Raw genomic sequence first — 11,244 nt, 5'->3', positions numbered from 1 at the left:
GCTATGTCATTTTTCATGATGCGGTGCTGCATGATATTGCCCTTGAGCGCCCGACCTCGCTTGATGAGCTTGGCATGATCCGTGGCGTGGGCGGCTCGAAGCTGGCCCGCTATGGCGAGGCGGTGCTCGCTGTGCTGGCGCAGACCGGGGCCTGAGACCACCCCCGGCCGCCATTTTGCCCCCAGATCAGGAACAGCTTGCCCATGCGTTGCCCTTTTTGCGGACATGATGACACACAGGTAAAGGACAGCCGCCCGCATGAAGATGGGGCGGCCATCCGCCGCAGGCGCATCTGTGGCTCATGCGGGCAGCGCTTCACCACCATCGAGCGCGTGCAGTTGCGTGATCTGGTCGTGATCAAGGCCGATGCGCGGCGCGTGCCCTTCGAGCGCGACAAGCTGGCGCGCTCGGTCAAGGTTGCCCTGCGCAAGCGCCCGGTTGATGCCGAGCGGATCGAGCGGATCGTCACCGGACTGGTGCGCAGGCTTGAGGCGATGGGGGAGACGGACATCTCCTCGCGCGATATCGGGCGGCTGGTCATGGAAACGCTGCGCGAAATTGATTCGGTCGCCTATATCCGCTTTGCCAGCGTGCATTGGGATTTCCGTGAAACCAAGGATTTTGCTGATATTCTGGCCACAATTTCAACCGCCGGGCCGGGCGGGAGCAGCGACGACTTTCCGCCTTCCGGCCCGAAAGACAAAGATTGAACTGGACCCCGCCGCCCAAAGAGGCGATGAAGCCGTGATTTTGCAGCAACGCCACAGCAGGAGTAACGCGCCATGACACAGACAGACGGCGACCGGCAGCCCAAGGTCCGTTCCCGCACCGCTTCGCGCGTGGCAGCGGTGCAGGCCCTGTTCCAGATCGAGCAGGGGCATGAAGGGGCCGAGCAGGTCATCAACCAGTTCAACCGCCACCGGCTGGGTGGGGCCGGGTCCGAATATGCCGAAGGCCAGGTGCCCGAGGCCGATGCGCGGCTGTTCGGCATTGTGGTGCGCGGGGCCATCGCCGGGCAGGAGCGCATCGACGCGCTGCTGCACGAGATCCTGCCCGCCTCGTGGCCGCTGGGCCGCCTTGACCCGGTGCTGCGTGCCATCATGCATGCGGCAGGTGGCGAGATGCTGGCGGCCGACCCGGCACCCGCGCGCGTCATCATCAATGAATACATGGATATCGGCCACGGCTTCCTGGCCGGTGACGAGCCGCGCATGCTCAACGGCGTGCTCGATGTGCTATCGCGCCGCGTGAACGAACCGGCACCCGCAGCCCCGGCCGAGGCGGCGCAGGACGTCGTTGATGAAGCACCCGACAGCCCGGTTTCCTGAAGCGGGGTAAGGAGGGCGGCCATGGCACCGGATCGCGCCGAGGAGAATGGCCTTCCAGCCGAATTCGGCTTTATTGCCCGCGTGTTCCGCCCGCTGGCGGGCGATGGCGCGCTGGACCTGCGCGATGACGCCGCCGTGTTCACGCCCCCTGCGGGCCGGCAGCTTGTCGTTGCGGCGGACGCCATGGTCGAGGGCGTGCATTTCCTGCCTGATGACCCGTCGCACACCATTGGCCGCAAACTGCTGCGCTGCAACCTGTCCGACCTTGCGGCCATGGATGCAACGCCTCTGGGCTACCTGCTGACCGTTTCCATGCCACCTGCGCGTGATGAGGCGTGGTTTGCCGGTTTTGCAGCGGGCCTTGCGCAGGACCAGCAGCATTTTGCCATTACCCTGCTGGGTGGCGATACCACCGCCACGTCAGGCCCGCTGGTGCTTTCGCTCACCATACTGGGGCATGTGGCGCCCGGCATGGCGCTGCGGCGCAATACCGCACGGGAGGGTGACGGCCTGTGGGTGACCGGCACGATTGGCGATGGCGCCATGGGCCTGCTGGCCCGGCAGGGGCAGGTGCTCGACCCCGATGGCTTTCTGGCCAGCCGCTATCAGTTGCCATGCCCGCGGCTGGGGCTTGAACTGGGGGGCGTTGCCTCGGCAGGCATGGATGTGTCGGACGGGCTGGTGCAGGACCTGGGGCACATGGCACGCGAGAGCGGGGTGGGCGCCATCATCGAAGCCCCATGGGTGCCGCTTTCACCTGCCGTGCGCGCGCTCGGCCCCACATGGCTGACGCAATGCCTGACAGGCGGCGATGATTATGAACTGCTGCTGGCCGTGCCCCCCGCGCGGGAAGCCAGCCTGCTGGCCCATGCGGCCCGCGTGGATGTTGCCGTGACCCGTATTGGCCAGATCGTGCCAGGGAGCGGCGTGCAGGTGCGTGATGAAGCAGGGCGGGACATAAAGCTGGCCCGTCGGGGCTGGAGCCACGTCCAGCCCTGAAACAGAAGAAAGTTTTTGGTGAAGCTTTTTTCAAAAACCTCAGGGAACGCTGTCTTTTTGAAAAAGGGCATCACCCCGAAACTTTTATTCTCCCTTATTCTTCCAGGGGGCGGTCATACACCCGGTAGCGTTTGCACGGCTCGGGCGTGATGCGCTCGATCAGGCGGCGCATCGACGTATTGGTTTCCAGCACCCAGCCCAGCTCGATGGTGCGGTAGGGCAGGCTGCGGCCACGCTTCATGAGTTCGGTAATGGCAAGGGCCGGCATGATCGCGCCAAGGGCCGTGCCATCAAGCACGGAACTCACGCCAAGCAGGATCACGCGGGCCGAATGGAACTCGTGGCGCAGCAGCCGCTTGCCCAGCTTGAGCCAGCCCAGAGGCGAGGGGGCGCCATTCAGGTCAGCCGAGATGTCGAACACGTTGGGCACCACCAGCGCCACGCACACAGGCTTGCCCGCCTGCTCGATCAGCACGAAATGCTCGGGCTTGAGCAGGGGCTTCATCTCCACGATCATGGATTCGATGTCTTCGCGCGCCAGCGGGATCGAGCCCCAGTTATTGCGCCAGGCATCATTGTAAAGCGCGCGCAGGATCTCGCCATCTTCCTTGATGCGGTCCATGCGCAGGCCGCGCGTGGTGACATTGCCCAGCCTGCCTTCGCCCAGCCGCAGGCTGGCGGGCACGAGATGGGCGTCCTCCGCATCAGGCCCGGTGTGCATCTGGTAGGCCACGAGGTCGCGCACCTTGGTGCAGCCGCAGGCATCCATCATGCCGGGCAGCCATTTGGGGTGCCACGGCATGGCCACCATGGGCAGGGCGTGGTGGCCTTCAAGCATCAGCCCGAACTCGCCATTGCTGTCGAGCGTCTGGGGGCCGCGCATGGTCTTCATGCCGCGCTGGCGCAGCCAGGTGCCAGCGGCATCAAGCAGGGCAGACACCACCTCAAGGTCGTCAATCGCATCGAACGCGCCAAAGAAGCCGATCGGCTCGCCATAATGCTCCATCGAGACCGGATCGATCTGCGCCGAGATGCGGCCCACGGCCCGCCCGCCGCGCATGGCGAGAAAATACTGTGCCCGCCCGTTGCGGAAAAAAGAGTTCTTGCGCGGGGTGAGCAGGTCGCGCTGGGTCAGGTCGAGCGGCGGCACGTAGCCTGGCAGCCCCGCATAGAGGTGGCGGGGCAACTGGATGAAGGTGGTCATCTGACGAAAACCGGAAACGGGTATGATAGTAAGACTATCGGTTTCGTTCATGACCGGTTCGTTGCATCCTGAACATTACCGGCATCGACCTTCATTCCGTGGCAAAACGGGGCAGGCTATGCAGGCATGGGTTGAAAGAAATGATTCGGTGGTCCGTCCTGTTGTTGTGCTCATGGCACAGATGGACCCTGAAAAGGAAGATGGACAATGACAGTAAGCTCTGCATCACGCACGGATGAAGGTCGATACGTGCTGATTACGGGGGCCTCGAGCGGGATAGGAGCGGAACTGGCATGGCTCTATGCAGCCCAGGGGCGCCCGCTTGTGCTGTGGGGGCGCGATGCGGAGCGGCTTGATGCGGTGGCGGCGCGCGCGCGTGGTTGCGGCGTGGCGGTCCAGACCCGCGTGCTCGACCTGGCCGATGGAGCTGCCGCCATCGCGGCCCTGCGCGCCGATGATGCGGCCCACCCCATTGGCATCGCCATCCTCGCCGCGGGCCTTGGCGACATGCGCCGCAGCGATGACGTGGTGGAAAAGGCGGAGGACGTGCTGCGGCTGGGGCTGGTCAATTACGCCACCCCTTCCGCCATGGCGGCGGCGGCGGCCGAATGCATGGTGCCGCGCGGGCGGGGGCATATCGTCATGCTCAGTTCGGTCGCGGCGTTTCATGCGCTGCCGTTTGCTGCGGCCTATTCCGGCTCCAAGGCAGGGCTCAAGCGCTTTGCCGAGGCCCAGCAGATGGCCCTCGCCCCTTTGGGCATCGGGGTGACGCTGGTCTCGCCGGGGTTTGTCGATACGCCCATGAGCCGCCGGGTGGTGGGCGCCAAGCCCTTCTTGCAGAGCGCGCCATCTGCTGCCCGCCGCATTGCGCGCGCGGTGGCGCGTAACCAGCCCCATCTGGTCTTTCCGTTCGTGTTCTCGGTGCTGCGGCTGATCGATACATTGGTGCCGTGGCCGCTCAAGCGGCGCATCCTTTCCGCCATCAGGGCGGACCAGACGGACTGATTTCCAGCCGTGCACAGGGCATAATAAAATGTATTTTAGTCCTGATCGCGGCGATTATGGCCATTTTGTGACCTCGATCAATGAAATGCCGACCCGGCTGGTCTTTTTTCATATCCGAGACGTGAACCCACGGGCCTGCGAAGCCTCAAATTCATCTGCCTGTTGCATGCAATGCCGGGGGCAGGCACACTTGCAGGCCATTTTTATTACAATGATGTGGGCAGCAAGCTGCCGTATGGCCACGGAGCGTGACCGGACATGAAAGAGATCGTAGCAGTTGACATTGGTGGAACCCATGCGCGGTTCGCCATTGCCCAGGTGGACCAGGGCCGTGTCGTCACGCTGGGGGAGGCCACGACCCTGAAATGTGCCGATCACGCCAGCCTGCAACTGGCGTGGGAAGCCTTTGCCCGCGTGGTCGACCGCCCGCTGCCCAAGGCGGCAGGCATTGCCGTGGCGTGCCCGATCAAGGGCGATATCCTCAAGCTGACCAACAACCCGTGGGTGATCCAGCCTGCGTGGCTGCCGGTCAAGCTGGGGGTGGACGAACTGATCCTGGTCAATGACTTCGGCGCGGTGGCCCATGCCGTGGCACAGGTGGGCGCGGACAGCCTCCAGCATATCTGCGGGCCTGACGTTCCGTTGCCCGAGGAAGGCGTGACCACCGTGGTGGGGCCGGGCACGGGGCTGGGCTCGGCTTACATCGTGCGGCGCAAGAAGGGTTACTTCGTGTGCGAGACCGAGGGCGGGCATATCGATTTCTCGCCGCTCGACCCGCTGGAAGACCGGATCCTGACCGTGCTGCGCCGCCGTTATCGTCGCGTGTCGGTCGAGCGCGTGGTGTCCGGGCCGGGCCTTCTGAACCTGTATGAGGCGATTGCCGAGATGGGGGAGCTTTCGGTCAAGGCGCGTGATGACAAGGCCCTGTGGACCATGGCGCTGGAAGGTTCCGACCCCGTGGCCGCCGCTGCCCTCGAGCGGTTCTGCCTCAGCCTGGGCACCGTGGCGGGCGACCTTGCGCTGGCGCAGGGCGGCAGTGCCGTGGTGATTGCGGGTGGTCTCGGGCTGCGCCTGGCCAAGCACCTGCCCAATTCCGGCTTTGCCGAACGCTTCGTGGCCAAGGGCCGGTTCGAGGGCATGATGTCGGACATGCCGGTGAAGCTGATCACCTATCCGCAGCCCGGTCTGCTTGGTGCGGCCGCAGCCTTTGCCGAGGCTTACCGCCAGGACTGACAGCCTGTTTGAAAATGGCTGTTTTATAAAAACAGACTTCCTGATGCCGCCTTTTTGCAAAAAAAGGCGGCATTTTTTTTGGAAGATTATTTAAAAACAAACCATTGATAAAAAAGAAAAGTTTTTCGGGTATCGCCTTTTTTAAAAAGGCGATGTCTTCCGAAGCTTTCTGAAAAAAACTTCCATGATTTCAGCCGCGCCACAGATGGCCGGGCATCGCATCGTAATGCCGGGTCAGGAAATCCAGCAGCAGCGTAAGTACCTGCCCCATATGCTGCGGGTCATGCCGGGCATGGCGGGCGAGTTCGGGCAGGGGGCGCTGATCAATCATCGCGGCAATGAGCACGCGCTCGTAACGGGCCCCGATAATATCGTGAATATACCGATACCGGTTGATCGACCCGCTCCGCCCGTTGAGCGGGCGGCGCGACAGGCCGAGCGATGTCCGGTCAAACAGGGGGTCTTCAAGCCCCATCACGCCAATCCGGTAATCCGTGGCCCAGAACCGTGCCGCCTCGACCTGGCGGGCAGTAATGATGCCATCATGGCGCAGGGTCTCGATTAGGGCGGGAAGTGCCGGGTCAGGATCCGCCTGCGCGCCATGGGCGGTTGTCTGGGCAGTCAGTGGCGCGGGACTGTCGGCAGGCAAGGGGCATACTTTCATGGATGCGTAAGCATGTATCATCTTCGGGTTGTGGCGGGGGGTCAATCACAAGATGCACGCAGTGCCGGGCTTCCATAAAAAACGGCATCACCCGGGTGCAGGTGATGCCGTAAGTTTCCGTGGGGAGGGTTGGGAAATCGACGGTTGGGAATCTGTCGGGTGACCCACGGGTTGTATCCTTGATAATGATAATCATTATTATTAGCAAGATAAAAATTGACGCCGGCTTTCCCCGCTGCTGCTGGACCCGCCCCCCGAAACGTGGTGCCATGACCCACACCTTCAAAGCAGGCAGGGAACAGCATGGCCATTACACCGCTTGAGGTCGCGGCACGGGGAACGGGAGGGCGTCGTGGCGCCGATATCCTTCTGGAAATTCTGGAAAGTGAAGGGGTTCGCTATATTTTTGGCAATCCCGGCACGACGGAACTCCCCCTGATTGATGCCCTTCAGCGCCGCCCGGACCTGAAATACATCCTGGCCCTGCAGGAGGCGAGCGTGGTGGCCATGGCCGATGGCTATGCGCAGGCGGCAGGCCGCCCCGGCTTTCTCAACCTGCACACGGCGGGCGGGCTGGGGCATGGCATGGGCAACCTGCTCAATGCCAGCGTATCGCAGACACCGCTGGTGGTGACGGCGGGCCAGCAGGATTCGCGACATACCATTTCCGACCCGCTGCTGTTTGGCGATCTGGTCAGCATCGCCACCCCTGCCGTCAAATGGGCGCAGGAAGTGCTGCATGCCGACCAGTTGCCCGTGCTGGTGCGCCGTGCCTTCAACGATTCGATGGCAGCTCCCTCGGGGCCGGTTTTTCTGTCGCTGCCCATGGATGTGATGGAGGAGGCCAGCGACATCGACATCGGCAGGCCCTCTGTCATCAACCGCGAGGCCATAGCCGGTGGCCTGCCCGAACTGGCCCGCGCACTGGCGGCCATCACGCCGGGGCGGCTGGCCATCATCGCGGGCGATGAGGTGCATGGGGCGGGTGCCGCAGCACAGGTCGCCGCCGTGGCCGACATGCTGGGCGCGCCGGTTTATGGCGCGTCGTGGCCCTCGCGCATTCCGTTCGCCACGTCGTGCCCGCTCTGGGCAGGCAACATGCCCACGCGCGCGACCGACATTGCCAGCCGTCTTGCAGATTATGATGCGATTTTCGCGCTTGGCGGCAAGTCGCTCATTACCATCCTCTATTCCGAAGGCTCGCCCGTGCCACCGGGCTGCGCGGTGTATCAGGTCTCGGCCGATGCGCGTGACCTTGGCCGCACGTTCCAGACGCCGCTCTCCCTCGTGGGCAATATCCGTGCCTCGCTCGATGTGCTGCTGCCGCTATTGCAGCGCGAGACCGAACCCTGTCGTGCGGCCCATGTCGCCGCGCGTGAAAATGTCGTGGCGGCCCGCGCCCGCAGGCGCATCGAGGCCGAAGAGATGGTGGCGGCCCATCAGGGTGATGCGGTCATTGCGCCGTGCGTTGCCGCCTACGAGGCCGTGCGCGCCATTGGCCCGCAGGTGGCCATTGTGGATGAGGCGATTGCCACGTCGTCCTACACGCGCATGTTCCTCAACAGCGACTGGGCGGCGCAGTATTCCTTCCTGCGTGGCGGCGCGCTGGGCTGGGGCATGCCCGCTGCGGTGGGGGCCTCGCTCGGGCTGGGGCGCGAGCCGGTGGTCTGCCTTGTGGGCGATGGCGCGGCCCTTTATTCCCCGCAGGCGATCTGGACTGCGGCGCATGAGCAGTTGCCCGTGACATTCGTGGTGATGAACAACCGCGAATATAACGTGCTCAAGGGCTTCATGCGCGGGCAGACGCATTATGTCTCGGCCCGGCAGGGGAATTTTCTGGCGATGGATCTGCGCGATCCGCCCATTGATTATCAGGCGATGGCGACTTCATACGGGCTCGAGGCCCGGCAGATCACGCGGGCAGCCGATATTGCCCCGGCCATTGAGGCCGCCATGGCGTCGGGGCGGCCCAACCTCGTCGAGATCGTGATCAGTACGGTCTAGCGGGCAAGGGACTTTTGCAAGGGCAAACCCAATAATACCCTGAACGGATAAAAGTTTTTGGTGAAGCTTTTTTCAAAAAGGCGGCACCCAAAAACTTTTATCGTTTTTATCAATGTGTTGTTTTGAAATACGCTCTTAGCGAATGGGGAAGGTGCAGGAAGCGGGCATGGCCTCGGCCCGCTCGCCACCAGGATTGACCTTCAGGGTCAGGCGCATGACGGCCGCCGCCAGATGCGCGCCACTCGTATGCATGCTCGCCTTGATATCGACGCCGTGGTTGTTATCAAGCACGGCCACGTTGCGGCCCCGGCCAATCGTGCCCTCGGCCCGCACCGACCAGTACGTGCCATTGATGTCGGACAGGCGGGCGAGGTTATAGACCTTTCCTTCGCCCCGCAGCGTGCTGTAGCCGATTCCCACGGCGCCACCGCCCGTGATCTTGACCGGGTAGGAATGGCCGCCAAAATAAAGCCGCCCCTTGCCCCATGAATAGCCACCGGCAAGAGCGGCGTCATGCAGGCGAAAGCACAGTGAAGCCGTTGGCTGGCCCAGCGCGTCAGCCGCCCAGGCGGAAGGGGCGGCCAGTAGTCCTGCTGCAAAAAGGACGGGGGCGGAAAGAAGAGCTGGGCGCACGATATGTTCCTGTTACGATAGGCTGGCTGGGAGCATGAAGGTCGTCACTGGGCTCCGGCATGGTTGACCGGGTTCGTCCTTTGTTTTTCAGTTGATTATCATCAAAAGGCAACCCCTGTCTGTTTCATGCCCTCTGCCTGCATGACAGGAAGGGAAGGAAACACTCAGATGCATCCTGTAACATATGCCCCGCGCCGCATGCAGCATGACAGTCCTGATTGCGGGCCTGCCCTTCGGCGCATCCGCGCGCATGCGCCTTTTGTTTATGGCCTGACGAATTATGTCGCCGCTGCCCTCAGCGCCAACGTGCTGCTTGCCGCAGGGGCGGCTCCCGCCATCGGGGCGGCACCGGGCTGGCCTGCGGCCTTCGGGGCGCAGGCCGGTGGGCTATGGGTGAACGCGGCGGGGCTGATCAACGCGACAGAGCACGACATGCTGGCCGCAATCGATGCGGCCAACACGGCAGGCGTGCCGTGGGTGCTCGACCCCGTGGCCATGGGTGCAGGGGCTGCGGATTATGATGCCATCATTCGGCGCATGGCGGCATGCAGGCCTGCTGTCATTCGTGGCAATGCCAGCGAGATCATGGCGCTGGCAGGCGGCGCTGCCACCGCGCGCGGTGTGGAGACAACAGCCTCGATCACGCAGGCCGTGCCGTCGGGGCAGGCGCTGGCGCGCAGCTCGGGCGCGATCGTGGCCATCAGCGGGGCGGAGGATCATGTCCTTTCCCCTGATGGTCGGCAGATCATCATACCGGGCGGCCATCGCTGGCTGACAGCCGTAACCGGCGCAGGCTGCGCCCTCGGTGGCCTGATTGCTGCGGGCCTTGCGGTGACACCGCATCCGGGCGAGCGGCTGACAACCGTTGCCGCCGTGCATGCCCTGTATGCCCGCGCGGCGGAAATGGCGGCCGGACCCGCGCAGGGGCCAGCCTCCTTTGCCACGGGGTTTGTTGATGCCCTGGCGCAGCTACAGGCTAGGGCGGACGACTAAATCAGGAAATATCGGCCATGAGAGAGACATGTGCCGCTATGATCTTCCAGCCATCGGGCATGCGCACCCATGTCTGGCTCTGCCGCCCGATGCGTTCACCGCCATGGCGGCGGAATTCCAGGTCAACCGTGCCCAGATCCGTGCCAATGGCGGTGATGTGCCGCCGCAGCATGTCGCGTGGCGGCGAGCCGCCCGTGCGGTTGCGGCGGAAAGCGGCAATCTCGTCATACCCATAGAGCGTCTCGCCCACGCCATACCGCACCGTTTCTGGTCCGTGATAGAACAGGATGTCGAGTTCAGGGATGTCGTTTTCACCCAATGCACGTTCGTAGCGGTCGGACATGGCGGTCAGTTCTGCCACGATTTCACTGCGATTCAGTTCCGGAGGCATGCGGTTCTCCCTCAATGGATATGACTGGTCAGGATGCGGGGGCAGGCGGAGTGGTATGCGGCGCTTCATCCGTCACGTTGATAACAGCCTCATCGGAAATCGACACCACTTCCGACGGCGGGCGATTGGCGACTTCATCCGTTTTGCGGCTGAGGTCGTTGATGACCGTTTTCAGTTCGGTTACCTCGTCACGCACATCATTAAGAATTTCTATCAGCGCCGCGTGGTCTTCCGCCGCGCGCTGGTCCGCCCCCCGGCTCAGAACCGCGTTGCCCACCATCAGCGCGGGCAGGGCAACAAGCTGGATGCAGTTGCTTATATAGAGCAGCGTGTTCTGCCATGCAGGCGCGGCAAGCGGAATGAGCGAAAAAACCAGAAAGCCGTAAACGCACCAGATGCTGCCGAATATGATGGTCATGCGCACGGCAACGCGCTCATTGACCTCGCTCACGAGGGAAGATTTGGGGGATTGATTCGTCATGAGACCCTGCTTTTTGCAATGAATGACACTAATTCAGGCGGTATGTCTCAAAACATGTCGCTTTGCGCCTGCCTTAAATGGATAGGATTTATGCCATGGATGGAGGAAGCATGTTTTTGCAGATTGTTTTTTTTGGCTCGCAATCCGCAGTCTGATGCCGTTTTTCCGACATATGCCCGTATGCAGGGACGTGTTTTTTCGCTTTGGCCGCATTTTTCCAATTGACGGTTGTGGGTGGTGGTCCTATATCCCCAATCACCGGCGGCGCTGAGGAAACTTCTTGAGCTTCTCCGCTAGATTTGCTAGGTT

Annotated in this window: 14 protein-coding genes; 8 read left to right on the top strand and 6 right to left on the bottom strand. The window is 62.9% G+C overall.

What is annotated here, in order from left to right; all coding sequences use genetic code 11:
- The 4 genes from GXY01S_RS17480 to thiL all read left to right on the top strand — a co-directional run.
- On the top strand, positions 1-155 hold a 155-nt coding region (locus GXY01S_RS17480), incomplete at its 5' end, for an HRDC domain-containing protein (protein WP_156470335.1).
- Between the two features lie 48 nt (positions 156-203).
- On the top strand, positions 204-710 hold the full coding sequence (nrdR, locus tag GXY01S_RS15295; protein WP_061276503.1) for a transcriptional regulator NrdR: 507 nt from the start codon (positions 204-206) through the stop codon (positions 708-710).
- A 72-nt stretch (positions 711-782) separates the two neighbouring features.
- Positions 783-1,328, top strand: a complete 546-nt coding sequence (gene nusB / locus GXY01S_RS15290; protein ID WP_061276501.1) for a transcription antitermination factor NusB — start codon at positions 783-785, stop codon at positions 1,326-1,328.
- 21 nt (positions 1,329-1,349) lie between these two features.
- Positions 1,350-2,327, top strand: a complete 978-nt coding sequence (gene thiL / locus GXY01S_RS15285; protein ID WP_061276499.1) for a thiamine-phosphate kinase — start codon at positions 1,350-1,352, stop codon at positions 2,325-2,327.
- A 94-nt stretch (positions 2,328-2,421) separates the two neighbouring features.
- Here the strand turns inward: thiL and GXY01S_RS15280 are convergent, their stop codons facing one another.
- The gene (locus GXY01S_RS15280) at positions 2,422-3,582 is read right to left on the bottom strand and encodes a hypothetical protein (protein WP_061276497.1); all 1,161 of its coding nucleotides are present in this window, start codon (positions 3,580-3,582) and stop codon (positions 2,422-2,424) included.
- A 156-nt stretch (positions 3,583-3,738) separates the two neighbouring features.
- Here GXY01S_RS15280 and GXY01S_RS15275 point away from each other — a divergent pair, with 156 nt between their 5' ends.
- Together GXY01S_RS15275 and glk are read left to right on the top strand one after the other, a co-directional pair.
- Positions 3,739-4,536 carry an SDR family NAD(P)-dependent oxidoreductase gene (locus GXY01S_RS15275; RefSeq protein ID WP_061276495.1) on the top strand — a complete coding sequence of 266 codons (798 nt, stop codon included), beginning with the start codon at positions 3,739-3,741 and terminating at the stop codon, positions 4,534-4,536.
- A gap of 258 nt (positions 4,537-4,794) precedes the next feature.
- Positions 4,795-5,769 (top strand): glucokinase, encoded by a 975-nt coding sequence (gene glk, locus GXY01S_RS15270; RefSeq protein ID WP_061276492.1) that lies wholly within the window; start codon positions 4,795-4,797, stop codon positions 5,767-5,769.
- Between the two features lie 190 nt (positions 5,770-5,959).
- Here glk and GXY01S_RS15265 read toward each other — a convergent pair whose 3' ends face one another.
- A complete protein-coding gene (locus tag GXY01S_RS15265; protein ID WP_255210467.1) occupies positions 5,960-6,433 on the bottom strand; it encodes a hypothetical protein in 474 nt (157 codons plus the stop codon).
- 303 nt (positions 6,434-6,736) lie between these two features.
- Here GXY01S_RS15265 and GXY01S_RS15260 point away from each other — a divergent pair, with 303 nt between their 5' ends.
- Positions 6,737-8,437 carry a thiamine pyrophosphate-binding protein gene (locus GXY01S_RS15260; RefSeq protein ID WP_061276491.1) on the top strand — a complete coding sequence of 567 codons (1,701 nt, stop codon included), beginning with the start codon at positions 6,737-6,739 and terminating at the stop codon, positions 8,435-8,437.
- 135 nt (positions 8,438-8,572) lie between these two features.
- Here the strand turns inward: GXY01S_RS15260 and GXY01S_RS15255 are convergent, their stop codons facing one another.
- Positions 8,573-9,070 (bottom strand): hypothetical protein, encoded by a 498-nt coding sequence (locus GXY01S_RS15255; protein WP_174520985.1) that lies wholly within the window; start codon positions 9,068-9,070, stop codon positions 8,573-8,575.
- Positions 9,071-9,238: 168 nt separating this feature from the next.
- Here GXY01S_RS15255 and GXY01S_RS15250 point away from each other — a divergent pair, with 168 nt between their 5' ends.
- A complete protein-coding gene (locus tag GXY01S_RS15250; RefSeq protein WP_061276489.1) occupies positions 9,239-10,063 on the top strand; it encodes a hydroxyethylthiazole kinase in 825 nt (274 codons plus the stop codon).
- Between the two features lies 1 nt (position 10,064).
- Here the strand turns inward: GXY01S_RS15250 and hpxZ are convergent, their stop codons facing one another.
- The 3 genes from hpxZ to GXY01S_RS18780 form a co-directional block, all read right to left on the bottom strand.
- On the bottom strand, positions 10,065-10,454 hold the full coding sequence (hpxZ, locus tag GXY01S_RS15245) for an oxalurate catabolism protein HpxZ (protein WP_061276487.1): 390 nt from the start codon (positions 10,452-10,454) through the stop codon (positions 10,065-10,067).
- Between the two features lie 28 nt (positions 10,455-10,482).
- Positions 10,483-10,935 (bottom strand): hypothetical protein, encoded by a 453-nt coding sequence (locus GXY01S_RS15240; RefSeq protein WP_061276484.1) that lies wholly within the window; start codon positions 10,933-10,935, stop codon positions 10,483-10,485.
- 88 nt (positions 10,936-11,023) lie between these two features.
- Positions 11,024-11,244 (bottom strand): hypothetical protein (locus tag GXY01S_RS18780; RefSeq protein ID WP_218003168.1); only part of this gene is annotated, 221 nt, incomplete at its 5' end.

This window comes from Komagataeibacter xylinus NBRC 15237 (assembly GCF_001571345.1).
Classification (GTDB): domain Bacteria; phylum Pseudomonadota; class Alphaproteobacteria; order Acetobacterales; family Acetobacteraceae; genus Komagataeibacter; species Komagataeibacter xylinus.
This window is presented reverse-complemented; position numbering and strand designations above follow the sequence as displayed.